Here is a 21,066-nt window from a genome sequence, read left to right as displayed (position 1 = left end):
AGTGATCAAACTAAAAAAACAACAGACGGCCAAAGCAGGATCAACCCTGCCCAGTACTTTGACGCCGTTGCTGCTGGCACTGATAGGTTTGGCTTTGGCGGCGATTCCGATCTGGATTGCGCTGTTCGGCATGGGCAGTGAACGCTACCGCACAGACATGACCAGAGCCTATGCGACGCAACAGGCTGGCGCCCTGAACCAGAGCATTCGTCAACTGGATGCCGACCTTAGCCGGCTGGCCGCCAATCCGCAGTTGCAGGTCGCTCTGCAGCAAGGCGGCAGTGCCAGCATGCAGCGCTTGCTGCGTTACAACCTGGCCGGCAATCTGGCGATTTACACCAACGCCGTCGGCCGCGCTGAGGTGACCGATGCGCAGGATGCGCCGCTCAGCTTTGCCGCCCTGGACATGATTCGGCGCGCCGAACGCAATATGCCGGTACCCATGGAGGTCCACCCGGTGGACGGCCAGTGGCGCCTGTATGCCGTCAAACCCTTGCGCGCTTCAGAGAACGCACCGATTGGTGGCACGCTGATTGCCGTCTTCGAACTGCAGCGGCTTACTTCTGCCCTCCCCGCCCTGCCTGAAGACAGTGGCCAGATTACCCTGACTCAGACCTTTCCCGGCGCCACGGCACAAACGCTATATCAAGCGGGCAGCGGCTTCGGCGAACCGGTGTCGATCTCCAGCGTCAATCCGGCCTGGAGTATCCAGTTCATGGCCGGTCCCGCGCTCAGCGCCGGCCTGGTCAATCCACTACTGTTGCTGGCAGCGGTTCTACTGGCTCTGTTTGGCCTGATGATCGGTCTGTGGCAGTTGCAGCGCAGCTGGACCTCGCGGCTTAACGCGGACGCCGAGGTCCTCATCCAACTGACGCATGGCCACAAGGCCGCCGGCCTGCAACTCGGCCCGCTGGTGCGGGTAGGCCAGAGCATCATGCAATTGGCCAGTGGCAGCGGCCGTACCTTGGGCCCTAGCCCCGAGCGTGAAAACGCTGGCCGGAAACCGTCCAAACCCATCGCCCGCGAAGTGCCTGACAGCCCGGCATTTCAGAACCGGGACATTCTGGATATCGACATCGTCGACAGTGACGATGACGCCTTTGGCATGTCTGGCGAACAGCCCGCCGGGCCTGTGATCCCGGAGATACCTGCAGAGATTTTCCGCGCCTATGATATCCGTGGTGTGGTCGGCAAAACCTTGACTGAAGAAGCGGTGTACTGGCTGGGCCGGGCAATCGGTAGCGAGTCCATCGCCGCAGACGAAGCCAAGATAGCCGTTGCCCGCGATGGCCGGCTCTCGGGGCCGGCGCTCAGTGAGCAGCTGATTCGCGGCCTGATGGACAGTGGCTGCCACGTCACCGATCTGGGCATGGTGCCGACACCCGTACTCTATTACGCCACCCACACCACTGAAGCGACCTCTGGCGTGATGCTCACCGGCAGCCATAATCCGGCCGACTATAACGGCTTGAAGATCGTGATTGCTGGCGAAACTCTCTCTGAAAAGCGCATCAGCGATCTGCACCGGCGGCTGCGCGAGAACGATCTGCACGAAGGTGCCGGCAGCCGCAGGCAACTCGATCTGTTGGACGCCTATCGCCGTCAGATCACCGAAGATGTGGTGCTGGTACGCCCGTTGAAGGTGGTCATTGATTGCGGCAACGGCGTCGGCGGTGTGATCGCCCAGCAATTGATCGAAAGCCTGGGCTGCGAAGTGACGCCACTGTATTGTGAGGTGGACGGCAACTTCCCTAACCATCATCCGGACCCGGGCAAGCTGGAAAACCTGCAGGACCTGATCGCCGAGGTAGCCCGTCAGGGTGCCGACGTCGGCATTGCCCTGGACGGCGACGCGGACCGCCTCGGCGTGGTCACTGCCAAGGGCGATATGATCTATGCCGATCGCCTGATGATGCTGTTTTCCGAAGACATTGTCACCCGTCATCCCGGCGCCGACATCGTCTTTGACATCAAGTGCTCACGGCGCTTGCCGATGCTGATCAGCCGCATGGGCGGCCGGCCGGTGATGTGGAAATCCGGCCATTCGCTGATCAAGGCCAAGATGATTGAAACCGGCGCGATGCTCGGCGGCGAGATGAGCGGGCACATCTTCTTCAAGGAGCGCTGGTTCGGCTTCGATGATGGTCTGTACAGCGCCTGCCGTCTGTTGGAGCTGATGTCCATCCTGACGCAGAACAGTGGCGAGAGCGCCGATATCTTCGATAAGTACCCGGTTGGCCTGGTGACCCCCGAGATAAACCTGAGCGTGGGCGAAGCGCGCAAGTTCGAGATCATCGAGGCGTTGAAAAAGCAGGCGCAATGGGGCACTGGCAAGGTCTCCACGCTGGATGGGATCCGCGTCGACTACCCCTCAGGCTGGGGTCTGGTACGTGCTTCCAACACCACGCCGATGTTGGTGCTGCGCTTCGAGGCCGATCAAGCCGAAGAACTCGAGCGGATCCAGCAACTGTTCCGCGAGCAGCTGGCGCTGGTCGCCAGCGATATACAGCCAACATTCTGAACAATTACCGGCCCGCCCCTGTCATACAGCGGCGGGCCTTGCTTTGCATAGCGGTGATGCCAGGCATCCCGGACTGAATATCTTATCGATAGGAGAATGAGACCCACCATGTTGAGTCGTGACGCCGCCACCCAGGTTTCCCGGGTTCTTACCGAAGCTCTGCCCTATATCCAACGCTTTACCGGCAAGACCATTGTCATCAAATACGGCGGAAACGCGATGGAAAGCGACGAGCTGAAAAACAGCTTCGCCCGCGACATCGTGCTGATGAAAACCGTGGGCATCAATCCGGTGGTGGTGCATGGCGGCGGGCCGCAGATCGGCGATCTGCTCAAGCGTCTGAATATTGAAAGCCAGTTCATTGAAGGGATGCGCGTTACCGATACCCAGACCATGGACGTGGTGGAAATGGTTCTCGGCGGCCTGGTGAACAAGGACATCGTCAACCTGATCAACCAGCACGGTGGTAGCGCCATCGGCCTGACCGGCAAGGATGCGGGGCTGATCAAGGCGCGTCAGCTCAAGGTCACGCGCAACACCCCCGGTATGGACAAGCCGGAGATCATCGACATCGGCCACGTAGGCGAAGTGGTGGAGATCAATACCAAGCTGATCAACAGCCTGGTCTGCGATGACTACATCCCGGTGATTGCCCCGATTGGCGTCGGCAGCGATGGCGCTTCATACAACATCAATGCCGACCTGGTAGCGGGCAAGGTTGCCGAGGCGCTGCAGGCAGAGAAACTGATGCTGCTGACCAACATCGCAGGCTTGATGGACAAGGCCGGCAATGTGCTCACCGGGCTGACCACTGCTCAGGTCGATGCATTGATCGCCGACGGCACCATCTATGGCGGCATGCTGCCGAAGATCCGCTGCGCGCTGGATGCGGTCCAGGGCGGCGTCAGCAGCGCGATCATCGTCGACGGTCGGGTACCAAATGCTGTCTTGCTGGAAATCTTCACCGATACCGGCGTGGGTACCCTGATTACCAATCAGAAGCAGGACTGAACGATGCAACTGGATGACTTCCGCTTCCATCACACGCTGCGCGTGCGCTGGGCCGAGGCCGATATGCAGGGCATCGTGTTCAACGGCCATTATCTGACCTATGCCGACGTCGGTATCACCGAGTATTTTCGCGCGATGGGTCAGACCTACAGCGGCGAAACCGGCGTGAATGGCAGCGACTTTTTCGCCGTGCGTACCCTGCTGGAATACCGCTCACCGGCACGCTTCGATGATCTGCTGGATGTGCATGTGCGCATCGCCCGGCTGGGTAATTCAAGCATGCAGTTTCTGATCGGGATTTATCGCGCTGAGGAGCTGTTGGTCAATGGCGAAATCGTCTATGTGCATGCCGACCAGAGCAGTCGCAGACCGAGCCCGATTCCTGCCAGCTTTCGTAGCGCAGTCAGCGAATTCGAAAAAGTGCTTCCCGAAGGCGCCTGAACGGCGCCCGAGTGGTTGAGCTTGCGGAAAGAGTACTGAGGCGGGGCCGTTCAGCTGTGATCAGCTCTCGCTGTCGCTGGCGCCCAGCAAGTAACCCAGACGTGCGCGCTGATGTACGAAACTGGCGCGTACTTCTTTTATTTCCAACTGCTTGGCTTCGATCAAACGCTCCAGACGCTCGGTTTCATCGTCGGCATGCGCCAGCTCCTGCAGAATCTGCGCATCTATCTCGCGGCCAGCACGTTCCTGCACCGCAGCCCGTTGCTGTAATTCTTCGCGGCGATCCTGCACTCCGTCGATCTCACCGCGAGCGGACTGAATGAGGCTCTCGATCTGGGCCAACTGGCGTGCGTGAGCACGATCCAGATCCGCCTGACTGCTGTACAGCCGCAACAGAGTGGTATCGGATTGGCGTTGACGCGCCTGTGCTTCCCGGGCTTCACGGGTGGCCTGGAGCTCTTCGGGGGTTGGCGCAGCGGGAATGACTTCACGCACGCGGCCGTTGCTGTCCAGCACTTCGTAGCCACGGCTGACAAACTCGGGAGGCACCCGATTGCCCAATACGGTGACCCCCTTGTCATCAACGTAGCGATAGAGCTGCGCCTGCTGACCATAAGCAGCCACACTGATCAGCAGCCCGACGAGCACGCCGGAAAACGACCTCAGCATAAAAACAACACCCCTGTCCTTGGAGCCATGGCTCCCAGTGTACGACCAGACAACCTGCGACAGGGCTGCCGGGACTTATATGCCGAACTCAGCGCGGTACGCCCGCACGGCTGGCAGGTGATGCCGCAAATCGGCGTCTTCTTGCAGAAAATCCAGAACCTGGGTCAGGGAAACAATACTGACAACCGGAATGCCGAAATCGCGCTCGACCTCCTGAATTGCCGACAGCTCGCCCTGTCCGCGCTCTTCCCGGTTAAGGGCAATCATCACCGCAGCGGGCTCGGCGCCAGCGGCCTTGATAATCTCCATCACTTCGCGCACGGCGGTCCCAGCGGTGATCACATCGTCAATGATCAGCACCCGGCCCTCAAGTGGCGCGCCTACCAGCGTGCCGCCCTCGCCATGGTCCTTGGCTTCTTTTCTGTTGAAGCAGTATGGCACATCGCGATCAAAACTTTCAGCCAGAGAAACCGCAGTGACGGCCGCTAACGGGATGCCTTTATAAGCGGGGCCAAAAATCACGTCGATATCGTCCAGCCCGCTGTGCACAAAGGCTTGGGCATAGAAACGACCCAGACGCCCTAACGCAGAGCCGGTGTTGAACAGGCCGGCATTGAAGAAATAAGGGCTCCTGCGACCGGATTTCAGCGTGAATTCGCCAAAGCGCAATACCTGTCGGTCCAGAGCAAAACGTATGAATTCCCGCTGATATTCGTGCATCCCCACCCTCTTCTTAACAAAATCCCCTCAAGCTCGGTTATCATACACGTTCGATTTTTGGGGAGCCATGTATGCGAATTATCAGTCTGAATGTCAACGGCGTCGAGGCGGCGGCCGCCCGAGGTCTGTTTGACTGGCTGCGCACACAAGATGCTGATGTGATTTGCCTGCAGGACATCCGCGTTACCGCCCCCGAACTTGAGCAGGACCCCTACTGGATCGACGGCTACTGGCAATACTGCTTCGAGGCGGAAGTCCCCAGCCAGGGCGGCGTGGCGATCTACACCAAAACCGCGCCCAAAGCGATCATCATGGGGCTGGATTTTGAGCTGGCCGACCGTTACGGCCGCTACATTCAAGCCGATTTTGACAAGGTCAGCATTGGCTGCCTGTTGCTGCCGTCCGGGCGCAATGGCGACGCCGACCTGAATCAGAAATTCAAGTTCATGAACGACTTCACCGGCTACCTGAACAAGCAACGCCGGAAACGTCGAGAGTTTATCTACTGCGGTTCGCTGTTCAGCGCCCACCTGAAGCTGGACGTAAAAAACTGGCGCGACTGCCAGAATGAACCCGGCTTTATGGCGCCGGAACGCGCCTGGATGGATGAGATTTTTGGCAATCTGGGTTATGTCGATGCACTACGCGAAGTGACCCGCGAAGCTGAGCTGTACAGCTGGTGGCCAGATAGCGAGCAGGCCGAGAGCCTGAATCTGGGCTTGCGCTTCGATTACCAGATCCTGACCCCCGGCCTGCGCCGTTTCGTCACCAATGCACAGATCCCCCGTGACGCGCGTTTTTCACAGCACGCGCCGGTGGTCATTGATTATGACTGGACGCTGAGTATCTGAGACGCACTGGCGGTTTGCCGGACGATTCGCGGCGAGGCCGCCGCTCCCACAAGACCACCGCTCCCACAGATGCTGTCTCAACCCGGTAGGAGCCGCGGCCCCGCGGCGAAAGCTTCAAGCTATTTAATGATTCGCCAGCAGAACGGATAGCGATAGGCCTTGCCCTCATTGGCCTTGATCGCGGCGATGATCATCAAGATTACCGCCCCGATAATTACCGCCCAGATCAGCAGAAAGCCGATTACCACAACCATCAGCAGTACACACAGCAATCCCGCCAGCGCGACGCTGATCTGGAAGTTGAGCGCTTCTTTGCCCTGATCATCGATAAAGGGATCCTGATCCTTTTTCAGCTGCCAGACCAACAGCGGCCCAATCAGGCTGCCAAAGGGGATCAGGCAACCCAGAAAGCCCGAGAGGTGGGCAAACATTGCCCACTGACGCGCTTCCGGACCGGGCATCCCGGCATCTACTACCGTTTGAGCTTCATCGATCATTGCCTGAACTCCCTATCGTGGGCTGATGTTGTACAAGCTGAGTCACCGAACCGCGCCAGGGGCGCTTACTCGGTTTCCAGCGCGGCAAGCTGCAAGGCAAACAGCTGATCAACGCCTTGCTTGGCCAATGCCAGCATAGCATTCAGCTCTTCCGCGCTGAACGGCGCAGCTTCGGCAGTGCCCTGCACTTCAATAAAGCCGCCTTTGTCAGTCACGACCACGTTGAGATCAGTGTCTGCGGCGGAATCTTCCAGGTAGTCCAGATCCAGCACTGGTTCGCCCTGATAGATGCCCACGGAAACTGCAGCAATCATCTGTACAGCGGGCATTTTCTTCAGTGCGCCGCGCTGTTTCATGACCCGCAAGGCGTCGACCAATGCCACACAGGCGCCGGTGATGGATGCGGTACGGGTGCCACCGTCGGCCTGGATCACGTCACAGTCGATATACAGGGTATTTTCGCCGAGGCTTTTCAGGTCGACCGCAGCACGCAGTGACCGACCGATCAGCCGTTGAATCTCCAGGGTACGCCCGCCCTGCTTGCCACGACTGGCTTCACGCTGCATGCGCCCACCGGTCGAACGCGGCAACATGCCGTATTCAGCGGTAATCCAGCCCTGGCCAGAACCGCGCAGGAAGCGCGGTACACCGGCCTCGACGCTGACAGTACAGATCACCTTGGTATCACCAAACTCCACCAGCACCGAACCTTCGGCATGCTTGGTGTAATGTCGGGTCAGGGTCACCTGACGCATCTGATGGGCTTCGCGGCCACTGGGACGTTTCATCTATTGAATCCTTGTACTGCAAGTATGTGTGCCTGGGATTATACGGCTCAAGCAGGCGGGGCGACACCTGAGAGTGCGCAGGGGTACAATGCGTTTCCGTTTCCCCTCTGCGAGGCCCACCGATGGTGTATAGCATGACTGCCTTTTCGCGCTGCGAATTGAGCACAGATCAGGGCAACCTTGCCTGGGAAATCCGCTCGGTCAACCATCGCTATCTGGAGCCGAGCTTGCGCATGCCCGAGGCTTTTCGTGAGCTGGAGGGCCCGCTGCGCGAGCGTCTGCGCAAGGAGTTCGCCCGCGGCAAACTGGAATGCACCCTGCGCTTCAACCCCGCCGACCAAAGCGTCGACAGCCTGAAACTGAACCAGCCATTGGTCAGCCAGCTGCTTGCTGCCGCCAGACAGGTGAGCCAGCAATTGGACAATCCAGCGCCAATCAATCCCCTGGAAGTGCTGGCTTGGCCCGGCGTAATGGGCGGCGCACAGGACCACCAGGCGGAAATGACGGCCCAGGCCAACAAGCTGTTCGAACAAGCCGTGGCCGAGCTCAAGACCCAGCGCGCGCGTGAAGGTGCGGAGCTGAAAAAGTTGCTGGAAGAACGCCTTGAGGCAATTTCCGAGCGGGTCGAGACCCTGCGCGAGATGATGCCCAGCTTGCTGGCGGCGCACCGGCAGAAACTGATCGACCGTTTCAACGAGGCGCGCCTGGAGCTCGACGGTACTCGGGTCGAGCAGGAACTGGTGCTGCTGGCACAGAAAATTGACGTTGCCGAAGAGCTGGACCGGCTCGATACCCATGTTACCGAGACCCGCCACGTGCTCGGCGGCAAGGCGGCGATGGGCCGACGACTGGATTTTCTGATGCAGGAGTTCAATCGTGAAGCCAATACCCTCGGTTCCAAAGCCATTGATAGCCGCAGTACTCAGGCTGCCGTGGATCTGAAGGTGTATATCGAGCAAATGCGCGAGCAAGTGCAGAACATCGAATGATGTGGCTGATAATCTCCTGAACCTCTAGAGCGTCCATTTGGCCAGCCAAAGCCCTGACCCAAGCCTCAGCCGTCCCAACGTCTATCGACAGCCGGGCTTTCTGCCCTTTGTCATCGCCCGTCTGATCGCGGTGTTCGCGATGCAGATTCAGGCCATTGTCGTGGCCTGGCAGGTTTACGAGATCACCAACGATCCGCTGTCGCTGGCCTATGTCGGTCTGGCTCAGTTCGTCCCTATGGTCTTGCTGCTGATGCCCGCTGGCGACCTTATTGATCGCTTCGACCGCAAGCGCATTCTGGCCCTGGCCTGGAGCGGTGCTGCGCTATGCAGCGCTGCGCTCTGGTGGTTGTCGGTGACAGGCGTTGAAGACGTCTACTGGTTCTACCTGGCGCTGATGCTTTACGGTAGCGCCCGGGCGTTTATCGGCACCTCATTGCAGAGCCTGTTGCCGCAGATTGTGCCTCGCGATCATCTGGCCCAGGCGATCGCCACCAACAGCATGATCATGCGGGCCGCGACCATTCTGGGTCCGGTGATGGGGGGTGTGCTGTTTGCGCTGGGCGGTGGCGTGCTGACCTATGCGGTCTGTCTCGGCTGCTTTCTCGGGGGTCTCGGGCTACTGCTGCGGGTGCCGGTGCTCTACGCCGAAAAACGGCAGATTCTGGAAGCCACCGCCTGGAAACGTTTTACCGCCGGTATTGGCTTTATCCGCTCGCGGCCGATCATTCTCGGCACTATCTCCCTGGATCTGTTTGCCGTGCTGCTCGGCGGTGTGGTCGCGCTGCTGCCAATTTATGCCAAGGAGGTGCTGCAAGTCGGGCCAGAAGGGCTGGGCGCCTTGCGCAGCGCCATGGCCATCGGCGAAATCATGGTGGGCATTTACCTGAGCGCACGGCCATTCAACCGCAATGTGGGGCGCACCATGTTTATTGCCGTGGCCATTTTTGGCGTCGCCAATCTGGTCTTTGCCCTGTCGACGCTGTTCTGGCTGTCTTTTGGGGCGCTGATGGTCGCCGGCGCCGCGGATATGGTCAGCATGTACATTCGCTCGGCACTGATCCAGTTTTCTACGCCGGATACCATGCGCGGCCGGGTGAATGCGGTCAATATGCTGTTTATCGGCTCATCCAACGAGCTCGGCGTTTTCCGCGGCGGCACCAGTGCCGCCTGGTTTGGCGTGGTGCCGGCGGCGGTGATCGGTAGCTTGTGCACACTCGGTGTGGTCAGCGGCCTGGCGCTGGGCTTCAAGTCCTTGCGCCAGGTCAATAGGTTCGAGGATGCTTCACCTGCAAGCCGCGCCGAAAGCCCTGCTCAGCTTTGAAGCTTGCCAGCCAGTTCGCGTAGCAGGGCCACATCGTCATCAAGCACCATCACCGCTTCGGCGCGCCTGAATGCCACCTGAGCATGCCGCACGGCTACCGGGCGGAACTGGCCGCCCCGCTCCGCCAGTGCCTGAAAGGCCTTTTGCAGGCGCAATTGCACCTCGATCAGCGAGGCACCGTCGCGGGCGATAGGTGGGAAGATATCCTCGAACAACTCATCCAGTTGCAGTGCAGGGACCCACACACGCTGGCAACTTACTTCCTTGCTCTGGTGAATTTCAGCGTCGACGGGCCAATGGGAGAGAATACGCACCGCCCGGCCGATCACGTCAATCGCCGTGCCCGGGTCATTCATGGATGGCGACAGAGCGCGGGAAGCGATCTCGGCCAGCACCGCCAGTCCAAATCGCGGATCCTGATCAAATGAACGCGTCTTGCCCACGGTAAACGCGGCACGCAGGGTATCAAACTGGGCGCTGTCAGTATGAGGGTCGACCCACGCCAGCGGCCGCGACTCGTGCACAAAACTGCCCGGCAAGCTGTTTACATATACCTGCAGACCATGTTCCTGAGCGCAATCCGAGATCTCCTCAACGTCCAGATGCTGTACATAGCCGATGCTATCGGCGTACATCGGAACCCAGCCCTCCGGGAGCTTGCCATCCAGCCAGGGATGACCGCCGACACAGGGATTGTCGATACGGTCAGCCAGCGCCTTGAGCGTCGCCTGCTCCACCCGGTCCGTGGTATCACCAACGCGGCCAAAGGAAGACAGATGATCGATCCAGCGCAACATGGTGATCACGATCATCAGAATCACCAGCAAGGTGAAGGCGAACAACACAATACGCCCGCGTTCGCCGTATATCTCGGTACTCAGGGCGATAATGCCGACCAGGCTGAAGAGAAATGAGCCGAGAAAGGTGGCCAACACGTTCTGCGTGGTGGTGTCCTGCATCAGCAGCCGAATGGCTCGCGGCGTTACGCTGGTGGTCGCGGCCGCATACGCTGAGACCATCACCGTCAGGGAAAAGGTCGTCACCGTCAGCATGCTGGAAGCAAGAATATGCAGGATGGTCTCGACCGAGTCACCGCCGATGCTGATCGGCAAACCTTCAGGCATGACCCGGTCGGCGGCGCTCGCCAGCAGCGCCGCGAGCACTGCCAGCAAGGCGAACAGCGAGGCGCGCACCCAAAGCATTCGGGTCAATTGCGCCAGCACCCACTGCCATTTCGAAATCATGCATTACTCCAGATAAAGGACGGCGCAAGCGCCTTGCCCCGCTAGAATAGCCGCATGTATGCCTACGTAAAGTGCTGAATCATGACGCGGGAGCGCAATCCCCCTATAATCACCCGCATTATTCCAGCCGTTGACCCGCAGGACACCCCTCTGATGACCCAAGCCACTGGCACTCTGTATATCGTTTCTGCGCCCTCGGGCGCAGGCAAAACCAGCCTGGTGAAGGCGCTGATTGATCAGCTCGAGAGTCTTAAAGTTTCCGTCTCCCACACCACCCGAAGCATGCGTCCCGGGGAGCTGGACGGGGTCAATTACCACTTCGTCAGCCGTGACGTCTTCGTTGAGCAGATCAAGCAGGGCGACTTTCTCGAGCACGCGGAAGTGTTCGGCAACCTCTATGGCACCTCGCAAAGCGCGGTAGAGAAAACCCTCGCTGAAGGCCACGACATGATTCTGGAGATCGATTGGCAAGGCGCCCAGCAGGTGCGCCATGCCCTGCCCCAGGCGCGCTCGATCTTCATTCTGCCACCCTCGCGCGAGGCGCTGCGCGAACGCCTGACCAACCGCGGTACGGACGACAATGGCGTGATCGACAAACGCATGTCCCAGGCCCGCGATGAGATCAGCCACTACGTGGAATATGACTTTCTGGTAATCAATGACGACTTCAATACTGCCCTGGATGACCTCAAATCCATCCTGCGCAGTCATCGCCTGAGCCAGGCCTGCCAGCAGGACCGCTATCAGGGTATGTTGGCAGCGCTCTTGTCAGACTAGGGCTCGATTCAGTACACTACACGGTCCGGCGACCCGTTCTGGGCGCGCCGAGCTACGATATTAAAGCCGTTCCGGAGTACACCCATGGCCCGCGTTACCGTTGAAGACTGCCTGGAAAATGTAGAAAACCGTTTTGAGCTGGTTATGCTGGCCACCAAACGCTCGCGTCAGCTGGCCACCGGCGGCAAGGAGCCGAAGGTAGCCTGGGAAAATGATAAGCCCACCGTAGTCGCCCTGCGTGAAATCGCTGGCGGCCTGATTTCCAACGAGATTTTGGCACAGGAAGCCATTCAGGATCAGCAGGAACCGCTGTACTCGATGGAATCAGATCTGGACGAGTAATCGCCTTGCGCAGGTCGGTGACAGGCCACCCGCGGGTGCCAACCACTGGCGCCGAAGCCTGCGCACGCGTGACCGGGAGAATCCCATGCCCGGTATAGAAGCTTTTGCCGAACGGCTCGACCGTTATCTTGAGCCGGACCAGGTCAACCTAGTCCGGCGCGCGTATTTCTATGCCGAGCAGGCCCACGACGGCCAAACCCGTCGCAGTGGCGAGCCTTACGTCACCCATCCCCTTGCCGTAGCCAATATCCTTGCAGACATGCATATGGACCATCAAAGCCTGATGGCCGCCATGCTGCATGATGTGATCGAAGACACCGGCATTCCCAAGGATGCGCTGGTCACCCAGTTCGGTGACACCGTGGCCGAACTGGTCGATGGCGTCAGCAAACTTACGCAGATGACCTTCGAGACCAAAGCCGAGGCGCAGGCGGAGAATTTCCAGAAGATGGCCCTGGCGATGGCCCGCGATATTCGCGTGATTCTGGTCAAGCTCGCCGATCGTCTGCACAACATGCGCACCTTGGGCGCACTGGCACCGGAGAAGCGCCGGCGCATTGCCAAGGAAACCCTGGAGATTTACGCGCCCATCGCCAACCGCCTGGGCATGCATAGCCTGAGTACCGAGTTCGAGGACTTGGGCTTCAAGGCGATGCATCCGATGCGCTCGAACATGATTGATCGCGCGGTGCGCAGCGCCCGGGGCAATCGCAAGGAGTTGCTGAACAAGATTCTCGAGTCTTTGCAAGGCTGCCTTGAGCGCGAAGGCATGCCGGGCAAGGTGATGGGCCGCGAAAAGCATTTGTATGGCATCTATCAGAAAATGCGCGGCAAGCGCAAAGCCTTCACCGAAATCATGGATGTGTACGCTTTTCGCATCATCGTCGACAAACCCGATACCTGTTACCGGGTGCTGGGCGCTGTGCACAGCCTGTATAAACCCTTTCCGGGGCGCTTCAAGGATTACATCGCCATTCCCAAGGCCAACGGCTACCAGTCATTGCATACCACGCTGTTTGGTTTGCATGGGGTCCCCATCGAAATCCAGATCCGCACCGAGGAAATGGAAGACATGGCCAACAACGGCATTGCCGCGCATTGGGTGTACAAGTCCAAGGACGATGTGATCAACGGCCACCACGCGCGCACCCGCCAGTGGCTGAAGGGCGTGTTGGAGCTGCAGCAAAACGCGGGTAACTCGCTGGAATTCATCGAGAACGTCAAGATCGATCTGTTCCCCGATGAGGTTTACATCTTTACCCCAAAGGGCCGCATCATGGAGCTGCCCAAAGGCTCAACGCCGGTTGATTTTGCCTACGCAGTGCATACCGACGTGGGTAACAGCTGCATCGCCTGCCGGGTCAACCGCCGCCTGGCGCCGCTATCCGAGCCGCTGCAGAGCGGGCAAACGGTGGAAGTCATTACCGCTCCCGGGGCGCGTCCGAATCCGGCCTGGTTGAGCTTCGTGATCACCGGCAAAGCACGCAGCAATATTCGTCACTTCCTCAAGCATCAGCGCCACTCCGAATCCATCGCCCTGGGCGAACGTCTACTCGACAAGGTACTCGCGAGCTTCGATACCAGCCTGGCCGACGTTCCGGCAGAGAACATCCAGCAGGTGCTCAAAGATTGCAGTATGGAGCTGATGGAAGATCTGCTGGCTGACATCGGCTTGGGCAACCGTATGGCTTATGTGGTGGCGCGCCGCCTGCTGGCAAGCTCCAGCGTGGTCGAATCGGATGCGGAGACCACCTCCGTGAATACGCCATCGAATACCGACATCCGCGAACTGCCCTTGGCTATCCGCGGTACCGAAGGCCTGGTGGTCAGTTTCGCGCGCTGCTGCAACCCGATCCCAGGGGATCCGATTGTCGGCTATCTGTCCTCCGGCAAGGGCATGGTCATTCACCAGGAAAACTGCATCAAGCTGGCGGACAATCGCCACAGCAATGAAAAGACCCTGCATCTGACCTGGGACAAGAATGTCAGCGGCGAATTTACCGTCGAACTGCAGGTGGAACTGGAAAACGAGCGCGGCATCATTGCCCAACTGGCCGCTGGTATAACCATGGCCGACGCCAGCATCGACAAGATCAGCGTCGACGAGCGTGATGGCCGTATCAGCGTCGTGCAACTGGTGGTGCGCGTTCGCGACCGCCTGCACCTCTCCCAACTGATCAAGCGTATCCGTGCCCTGAAAGGCGTGATGCGCATTACCCGTCTGAAAAACTGACTACCTCTGGAGCATCAATGAACAAGCAAGTGATTACCAGCGACCGGGCTCCGGCCGCTATCGGACCCTATTCCCAGGCCATCAAGGTCGGCAATACCGTGTACCTCTCCGGTCAGATTCCGCTCGACCCAACCAGCATGGAAGTGGTGGAAGGCATGGAGAAACAGATTTGCCAGGTGTTCGACAACCTGAGCGCTGTTGCAGAAGCCGCTGGCGGCACGCTGCAGGACATCGTCAAATTGAATATCTTCCTGACCGATCTGGGGCATTTTGCTCTGGTCAACGAGGTCATGACCCGCTACTTCCAGCAGCCCTACCCCGCCCGCGCCGCGATCGGCGTCGCTGCACTGCCCAAGGGCGTGCCGGTAGAAATGGATGCAGTGATGGTAGTTGGTTAAGAGCGTCATCAGCAGGGGCCCCGCTCGGGGCTCCCTGCCTGCCTGCCTGAAGCACTCGACGCTTTAACCTTCCAGCGTGGCGTCCAGGGTGATCTCGGCATTGAGCAGCTTGGATATCGGGCATCCGCTCTTGGCCTTATTGGCTATCTCTTCGAACTTGGCCTGATCGATACCCGGAATGCGTGCGCGCATCTCCAGCCGTACAGCGGTCACGGCAAAACCATCACTCTGTTTTTCCAGCGTCACCGTGGCCTTGGTGTCGATGCTATCCGGGGTGAAATTTTCCTCGCCGAGCAGCATGGAGAAGGCCATGGAAAAACAGCCGGCATGCGCCGCGCCGACCAGCTCTTCCGGATTGGTGCCGGGAGCATCTTCAAAACGCGTGTTGAAACCGTAGGGATTGTCTTTCAGAGCGCCGCTTTGGGTCGAGATAGTGCCTTTACCTTTTTTAAGGTCGCCTTCCCAGTGGGCTGATGCAGTCTTATTCATGACGTGTCCTCTTTTCAGGTTGCCAGATGAAAGCCAGCCTGATGGCCAGCTTCCGGTCCTGTTGGGACAACGCAAAACCCGGTTCGGTCCATCTGCCTGGTATTGCGCCAGAGCGGACCGCATTGAGCGGTTAATCTGCGCCGAGCATCTCGGCATAGCCTTCGCGGAAACTCGGATACTTTGGCTGCCAGCCGGTTTCGCGCGCCAGCTCGTTACTGCAGCGTTTGCTGCCGACCCGGCCGCTGGTCGCACCCTCAGCCAGCAGACTCACGCCCAATTGAGCGGCCAACCAGCTGGCCACCTCGTGCATGCTCGCTGGCTCGTCATCCACGCCCAGATAACAGGGCGCCAGCAATTCGTCTTCCTCGACCTGCAGCAGCAAATGCTCAAGCAGCGCCGCAGCATCATCACGGTGAATACGGTTGCTGTATTGCACCGGCTCTTGCGGCACACATAATCCACCGCGCACCTGCTCAATCAGCCGGGTACGACCGGGCCCATAGATTCCGGCAAGCCGCACCACGCTGGCCGGCACACCACTGCGCAGGGCAACATCTTCAGCGCGAATCAGCGCCTTGGCAGTGTCGCTGTCCGCCAGGGCCGGACTATTTTCCGTCACCCACTCACCTTCACTTTGCGCATACACGCCAGTGCTGGATACCTGCAGCAGATAGCCTAACTGCTTGCGCCCGTCACCCAGCCAGTCTAATACACGCTGTAACCCTTCAACATACAACTGCTGATAAAGCTCGGCGTCTCGGTTGCCGGCAGCGGGGCAGTAAATCAGATAATCCACCCGCGCTGGCCAGCCGGCGGGTTTGTCGTCCTTCAACAGGTCAGCGGCCAACGGGGTAATCTCCGCAGGCAAAGCAGAGGGATCACGACGCACGCCGGTAACTTGCCAACCACGTTGAACCAGACGCAGACCCAGAGCCGTTCCCAGATCACCACATCCGACAATAAGTACCTGTTTCATTGTTTTCCTCTATCGATCAACCCGCTATGCTTAGGGTCATTGAATATGAGAGCAGTATACGCCATGACTCTGACCGAACTGCGTTACATCGTTACCCTGGCCCAGGAGCAGCATTTCGGCCACGCAGCGGAGCGCTGCCACGTGTCTCAGCCGACGCTGAGCGTCGGGGTCAAGAAGCTTGAGGATGAGCTGGGCGTGATGATCTTTGAGCGCAGCAAGAGTGCGGTCAGGGTCACGCCGATCGGTGAGCGCATCGTCGCCCAGGCGCAGAAGGTGCTTGAAGAGTCGATGACCATTCGCGAGTTGGCCAGCGCAGGCAAAAATCAATTGTCCGCCCCACTCAAGGTCGGCGCCATCTACACCATCGGCCCGTACATGTTTCCGCATCTGGTGCCGCAGTTGCACAACGTGGCACCGGAAATGCCGTTGTATATCGAAGAAAATTTCACTCACGTTCTGCGCGACAAGCTGCGCAATGGCGACCTTGATGCAATCATTATCGCCCTGCCCTTTAATGAGCCAGACGTACTGACCAAACCGCTCTACGACGAGACTTTCAGCCTTTTGATCCCGGCCAACCATCCCTGGGCCGATCGTGATACCGTCAGCCTTGAGGATCTCGACGACAACAAGCTGCTGCTGCTCGGCGAAGGTCATTGCTTCCGCGATCAGGTGCTGGAAGCCTGCCCCAGCCTGCGCAAGAATGACGAGCAGTCACGGCAGACCACGATCGAATCCAGTTCGCTGGAGACCATTCGGCATATGGTCGCTTCCGGTATCGGCATGACAGTGCTGCCGATGTCCGCGGCCGATGATCGTTACTACAGCTCCGAGCTGCTGGTGACCAAACAGTTCAAGACCCCGGCCCCCTATCGCACCGTGGCCATCGCCTGGCGCGCCAGCTTCCCGCGGCCCAAGGCTATCGAGATTCTCAGCGACTCGATTCGTCTGTGCTCTGTAGGCCAAGGCCCTTCAGGTCAATCCAAGGCACGCAAATAACCCTATGCCGCCTGTGCCAGAGACCACCTCGCTAACCGCGCTGAAGGGCATCGGCCCGGCGCTGGCAGAGAAACTGACCAAGCTGGGTCTGAGATCGGTACAGGACATTCTGTTTCATCTGCCGCTGCGCTATCAGGACCGCACGCGGGTCATGCCGATCGGCGCACTGCGCCCGGGCATGGACGCGGTCATAGAGGGCGTAGTGCAAGGCGCGGATGTGGTCATGGGCCGGCGTAAAAGCCTGTTGTGCCGGATTCAGGATGGCAGCGGCACGCTGAGCCTGCGGTTCTACTATTTCTCCGGCGCACTGAAATCCAACCTGCAGCGCGGCAGCCGCTGGCGCTGCTACGGGGAAGTACGCCCAGGCGCATCCGGCCTGGAGATCTACCATCCCGAGCTGCAGAACCTGGACAGCTCCGAGCCGCTACCCGTTTCCGACACCCTCACGCCGATCTACCCAAGCACTGAAGGCCTCTCGCAGCAGCGCTTGCGCAGCCTGTCCGATGCAGCGCTAGCCTGGCTGGCGCAGGGCAACAGCCTGCTCGACCTGTTGCCGGAAGAGATTTCCAACGAATATCGGCTGGGCTCGCTGCACGATGCGATCCGCACCCTGCACCGCCCACCGCCCTCGGTGGATCTGCAGGCACTGGAAGACGGGCGGCATTGGGCGCAGCACCGCTTGGCCTTTGAGGAATTGCTCGCGCACCAACTGACCATGCTGCGCTTGCGCGCCGAATTCCGCGCGCATCAGGCGCCAGCGATGCCGCCTAGCCGGGAGCTGACAGCGCAGTTTCTTAAACGCTTGCCGTTCCCGCTGACCGGCGCTCAGCAGCGTGTTGGCGCGGAAATCAGCACTGATCTGCAACAACGCCAACCCATGCTGCGCCTGGTGCAAGGCGATGTCGGTGCTGGCAAGACGGTAGTCGCGGCCATGGCCGCATTACAGGCGCTGGAAGCGGGCTGGCAGGTAGCCTTGATGGCACCTACCGAGATTCTCGCCGAACAGCATCATGCCAATTTCAGCGCCTGGTTCGCGCCGTTGGGTATTTCGGTCGCCTGGCTCGCGGGCAAGCTCAAGGGCAAGGCCCGGCAGAATCAGCTACAGATGATCGCCACTGGCGACGCCGCCATGGTGGTGGGGACCCATGCGCTGTTTCAGGGCGAAGTGCAGTTCCACAATCTGGGCTTGGCGATCATTGATGAACAACACCGCTTTGGCGTGCAGCAGCGCCTGGCGCTGCGCGACAAGGGCGCCGCTGGGCAGTTCTCGCCGCATCAATTGATCATGACCGCCACGCCGATTCCGCGCACCCTGGCAATGAGCGCGTACGCCGATCTGGATACCTCGGTGCTGGATGAGCTGCCGCCGGGGCGCACACCGGTCAACACCGTACTGATCGCCGACAGCCGCCGCGAAGAGGTGGTCGAGCGCGTACGCGCCGGCTGCGCCGAGGGGCGGCAGGCGTATTGGGTGTGCACGCTGATTGAAGAGTCCGAGCAGCTGCAGGCGCAAGCCGCCGAAGTAACCTGGGAATCGCTCTGCGAGAGTCTGCCGGAACTGTCGATCGGCCTGATTCACGGGCGCATGAAGCCCAGCGAAAAAGCCGAGATCATGGCCGCTTTCAAAGGTGGCGATCTGCACTTGCTGGTCGCCACCACAGTCATCGAGGTCGGCGTGGATGTACCCAACGCCAGTCTGATGATTATCGAAAACCCCGAACGCCTGGGCCTCGCCCAGTTGCACCAGTTGCGCGGCCGGGTGGGGCGCGGCAGCACCGCCAGCCACTGCGTGCTGCTCTATCACGCACCGCTTTCGCATCTGGGTCGCGAACGTCTGGGGATCATGCGCGAGAGCACTGACGGCTTCGTCATTGCTGAAAAGGATCTGCAGCTGCGTGGTCCTGGAGAGGTGCTCGGCACCCGGCAAACCGGCCTGATGCAATTCAGGGTTGCCGATCTGGTGCGCGATGCCGATCTGCTGCCGCGCGTGCAGGAGGCGGCCAGCATGATGCAGCAACGCTATCCTGAGCGCTGCCCGGCGCTGATCGACCGTTGGCTGGCCCACGGGCAACAGTTCGCGCAGGTATAGAACCATTTGCTTTGTAGTCTTGAGCTGTGAGATAGCGACAGTTGCACAGACTTTGTGCAGCGTCACAGCGTAACCCCGGAGCCCATGCTAAGATCTTGAAAAGCGCATGCTACTGCGGTCCAGTGCCCGCTTTAGCGGAAGCAACTCATCCTGTCTCCCTGAACAAGGACCATGCCGATGAATACCCTTGCCGCCTCCGAGGAGGCCAACGCCAGCCTGCCCCACCTGATAGAAAAGCTGCTGCAACAGCAGGGGCTCAGCTATCAGCTGCGACCGTCACGGCATGCCGGTCCGGCGGCTCAGCAGGTCCAGGCCTCGCTGCTGTGCGATAGCCTGGGTACGGTACTGGCCTTGTTTCCCAAAGACCATTTATTGGATCTGAAGAACATCGGCGTGTTGCTCGGCCGCGAGCTGGAGCCAGTCCGCGCCGTGCAACTACAGCGTATTCTGGCCAAACACCAACTTAACCAATTGCCCGGCCTGCCGATACTGTTCAGCTCACCCTGTGTATTCGAGCAAAGCTTGCTGGAGCATCCAACCCTGTGGCTGGACAGCGGCCTGCATGGCTGGAGCCTGGAAATTGATCAACAGGCGGCACGAACTCTGGTCGACAAGGCCAGCGCTGGGCGCTTCTCTATTCGGTTGGACAGCCTGCCGAACCTGCCAGCAGACCCAGCCCAGGACAGCCAGGACCTGACCCGTGCGGTGACTAACTTCACCGCCCTGCGCATGCGTCAGCGCCTGGAAGAAACCATTGAAATTCCACCCATGCCGATCACTGCGCAGAAGGTCATGAAGTTGCGCGTCCAACCCGAAGCCAGCATTGACGATCTGGCCGACGTGGTGGAAACCGATCCAAGCCTGGCGGCACAGGTGGTCAGTTGGGCCTCCTCGCCGTTCTATGCGGCCCCGGGTAAAATCCGGTCGGTGGAGGATGCGATTGGCCGGGTGCTGGGCTTTGACCTGGTGATCAATCTGGCGGTGGGACTATCCCTGGGTAAAACCTTCAGCCTGCCCAAGGATGCACCCGAAGGAAACACCAACTACCGCGAGCAGGCGATCTATACCGCCGCCGTTATTGAAGGGCTGGCCAAAGCCATGCCGCGCGCCAAGCGACCGGAGCTGGGCCTCAATTACCTATCCGGGTTGCTGCACAATTTCGGCTATCTGGTGTTGGCCTTTATCTTTCCGCCTTACTTCAAGACCATCTGCCGGCATCAGGAAGCCAACCCGCATGTATCGGTTGAGCTGATCGATCAGCATCTGCTCGGCGTCAGTCGCGACCAGATCGGCAGCTGGTTAATGCGCTTCTGGGACATGCCTACCGAGGTGGCCACCGCGATCCGCTACCAACATGATGGCGACTACCAGGGACCAGACAGCGTCTACGCCAACCTGGTGTTCCTGGCATTGGCACTGCTGCGCCAGGAGGGCATTGGCGGAGGACCCCTGATAGACATCCCGGACGCGCTGCTCAAGCGCCTGGAACTCACCGATGAGGATGCCCGCCAGGTTGTTCACAAGGTGCTGGATGCCCGTGATGCCCTCAAGGTATTGGTCAGCAGCTATCAGCACGACTGAGCCCGACGCGGCATAGAAATGGGATGTTTTTACGCAGGGTAGCGTCTGCCTCACGGGGCAGTCGTCACATACAGGATCTGGACGGAACAGCTAACCAAGCCCGCGGTCCAGGCATGCGCTGAATGGTATT

General features: G+C 59.7%; 20 protein-coding genes. 13 read left to right on the top strand and 7 right to left on the bottom strand.

The window, feature by feature from the left end:
• The first annotated feature begins 1 nt into the window (after nucleotide 1).
• The 3 genes from EAO82_RS21080 to EAO82_RS02560 all read left to right on the top strand — a co-directional run bounded on the left by EAO82_RS21080 (nucleotide 2) and on the right by EAO82_RS02560 (nucleotide 3,973).
• On the top strand, nucleotides 2-2,521 hold the full coding sequence (locus EAO82_RS21080; RefSeq protein WP_321540961.1) for a phosphomannomutase/phosphoglucomutase: 2,520 nt from the start codon (nucleotides 2-4) through the stop codon (nucleotides 2,519-2,521).
• A gap of 108 nt (nucleotides 2,522-2,629) precedes the next feature.
• A complete protein-coding gene (argB, locus tag EAO82_RS02565) occupies nucleotides 2,630-3,532 on the top strand; it encodes an acetylglutamate kinase (protein WP_096345606.1) in 903 nt (300 codons plus the stop codon).
• A gap of 3 nt (nucleotides 3,533-3,535) precedes the next feature.
• Complete coding sequence (locus tag EAO82_RS02560; protein ID WP_096345605.1) at nucleotides 3,536-3,973, top strand: acyl-CoA thioesterase; 438 nt, start codon at nucleotides 3,536-3,538, stop codon at nucleotides 3,971-3,973.
• 60 nt (nucleotides 3,974-4,033) lie between these two features.
• Here the strand turns inward: EAO82_RS02560 and EAO82_RS02555 are convergent, their stop codons facing one another.
• Both EAO82_RS02555 and pyrE read right to left on the bottom strand, forming a co-directional pair.
• The gene (locus EAO82_RS02555) at nucleotides 4,034-4,642 is read right to left on the bottom strand and encodes a DUF4124 domain-containing protein (RefSeq protein WP_096345604.1); all 609 of its coding nucleotides are present in this window, start codon (nucleotides 4,640-4,642) and stop codon (nucleotides 4,034-4,036) included.
• Between the two features lie 75 nt (nucleotides 4,643-4,717).
• A complete protein-coding gene (gene pyrE / locus EAO82_RS02550) occupies nucleotides 4,718-5,362 on the bottom strand; it encodes an orotate phosphoribosyltransferase (RefSeq protein ID WP_096345603.1) in 645 nt (214 codons plus the stop codon).
• Between the two features lie 71 nt (nucleotides 5,363-5,433).
• On the opposite strand from pyrE, the gene EAO82_RS02545 reads away from it, so the two are divergent.
• Nucleotides 5,434-6,213, top strand: a complete 780-nt coding sequence (locus EAO82_RS02545) for an exodeoxyribonuclease III (RefSeq protein ID WP_096345602.1) — start codon at nucleotides 5,434-5,436, stop codon at nucleotides 6,211-6,213.
• Nucleotides 6,214-6,332: 119 nt separating this feature from the next.
• Here EAO82_RS02545 and EAO82_RS02540 read toward each other — a convergent pair whose 3' ends face one another.
• Nucleotides 6,333-6,710 (bottom strand): DUF4870 domain-containing protein, encoded by a 378-nt coding sequence (locus EAO82_RS02540; protein WP_096345601.1) that lies wholly within the window; start codon nucleotides 6,708-6,710, stop codon nucleotides 6,333-6,335.
• 65 nt (nucleotides 6,711-6,775) lie between these two features.
• On the bottom strand, nucleotides 6,776-7,498 hold the full coding sequence (gene rph, locus EAO82_RS02535) for a ribonuclease PH (protein ID WP_096345600.1): 723 nt from the start codon (nucleotides 7,496-7,498) through the stop codon (nucleotides 6,776-6,778).
• Nucleotides 7,499-7,620: 122 nt separating this feature from the next.
• Between rph and EAO82_RS02530 the strand changes: the two genes are divergently transcribed.
• Nucleotides 7,621-8,487 (top strand): YicC/YloC family endoribonuclease, encoded by an 867-nt coding sequence (locus tag EAO82_RS02530; protein WP_096345599.1) that lies wholly within the window; start codon nucleotides 7,621-7,623, stop codon nucleotides 8,485-8,487.
• Nucleotides 8,488-8,524: 37 nt separating this feature from the next.
• Nucleotides 8,525-9,808 carry an MFS transporter gene (locus tag EAO82_RS02525; protein WP_096345598.1) on the top strand — a complete coding sequence of 428 codons (1,284 nt, stop codon included), beginning with the start codon at nucleotides 8,525-8,527 and terminating at the stop codon, nucleotides 9,806-9,808.
• Here the strand turns inward: EAO82_RS02525 and EAO82_RS02520 are convergent.
• Nucleotides 9,799-11,052, bottom strand: a complete 1,254-nt coding sequence (locus EAO82_RS02520; RefSeq protein ID WP_096345597.1) for a DUF2254 domain-containing protein — start codon at nucleotides 11,050-11,052, stop codon at nucleotides 9,799-9,801. The genes EAO82_RS02525 and EAO82_RS02520 overlap by 10 nt on opposite strands.
• A 153-nt stretch (nucleotides 11,053-11,205) precedes the next feature.
• Here EAO82_RS02520 and gmk point away from each other — a divergent pair, with 153 nt between their 5' ends.
• From gmk to EAO82_RS02500, 4 genes are all read left to right on the top strand, one after another.
• Complete coding sequence (gene gmk / locus EAO82_RS02515) at nucleotides 11,206-11,829, top strand: guanylate kinase (RefSeq protein ID WP_096345650.1); 624 nt, start codon at nucleotides 11,206-11,208, stop codon at nucleotides 11,827-11,829.
• Nucleotides 11,830-11,913: 84 nt separating this feature from the next.
• On the top strand, nucleotides 11,914-12,171 hold the full coding sequence (rpoZ, locus tag EAO82_RS02510) for a DNA-directed RNA polymerase subunit omega (protein ID WP_022960916.1): 258 nt from the start codon (nucleotides 11,914-11,916) through the stop codon (nucleotides 12,169-12,171).
• Nucleotides 12,172-12,256: 85 nt separating this feature from the next.
• A complete protein-coding gene (gene spoT, locus EAO82_RS02505) occupies nucleotides 12,257-14,404 on the top strand; it encodes a bifunctional GTP diphosphokinase/guanosine-3',5'-bis pyrophosphate 3'-pyrophosphohydrolase (RefSeq protein WP_096345596.1) in 2,148 nt (715 codons plus the stop codon).
• 17 nt (nucleotides 14,405-14,421) lie between these two features.
• Nucleotides 14,422-14,802: a RidA family protein gene (locus EAO82_RS02500; RefSeq protein WP_096345595.1), complete on the top strand. Its 381-nt coding sequence runs from the start codon at nucleotides 14,422-14,424 to the stop codon at nucleotides 14,800-14,802.
• 63 nt (nucleotides 14,803-14,865) lie between these two features.
• On the opposite strand, the gene EAO82_RS02495 is transcribed toward EAO82_RS02500, so the two are convergent.
• On the bottom strand, nucleotides 14,866-15,291 hold the full coding sequence (locus EAO82_RS02495) for an OsmC family protein (RefSeq protein WP_096345594.1): 426 nt from the start codon (nucleotides 15,289-15,291) through the stop codon (nucleotides 14,866-14,868).
• 130 nt (nucleotides 15,292-15,421) lie between these two features.
• Entirely contained in the window at nucleotides 15,422-16,267 is an 846-nt protein-coding gene (locus EAO82_RS02490; protein ID WP_096345593.1) for an NAD-dependent epimerase/dehydratase family protein, read from the bottom strand.
• Between the two features lie 63 nt (nucleotides 16,268-16,330).
• On the opposite strand from EAO82_RS02490, the gene EAO82_RS02485 reads away from it, so the two are divergent.
• From EAO82_RS02485 to EAO82_RS02475, 3 genes are all read left to right on the top strand, one after another.
• Nucleotides 16,331-17,266, top strand: a complete 936-nt coding sequence (locus EAO82_RS02485) for a hydrogen peroxide-inducible genes activator (RefSeq protein WP_096345592.1) — start codon at nucleotides 16,331-16,333, stop codon at nucleotides 17,264-17,266.
• A gap of 4 nt (nucleotides 17,267-17,270) precedes the next feature.
• Complete coding sequence (gene recG / locus EAO82_RS02480; RefSeq protein WP_096345591.1) at nucleotides 17,271-19,355, top strand: ATP-dependent DNA helicase RecG; 2,085 nt, start codon at nucleotides 17,271-17,273, stop codon at nucleotides 19,353-19,355.
• 177 nt (nucleotides 19,356-19,532) lie between these two features.
• Complete coding sequence (locus EAO82_RS02475) at nucleotides 19,533-20,936, top strand: aminoacyl-tRNA deacylase and HDOD domain-containing protein (protein ID WP_096345590.1); 1,404 nt, start codon at nucleotides 19,533-19,535, stop codon at nucleotides 20,934-20,936.
• Nucleotides 20,937-21,066 lie beyond the last annotated feature (130 nt).

Origin of the sequence: Halopseudomonas pelagia (assembly GCF_009497895.1) — a bacterium.
Lineage (GTDB): Bacteria > Pseudomonadota > Gammaproteobacteria > Pseudomonadales > Pseudomonadaceae > Halopseudomonas > Halopseudomonas pelagia_A.
The sequence above is the reverse complement of the archived record's forward strand: the minus strand, read 5'-3'. Positions and strand labels throughout refer to the sequence as shown.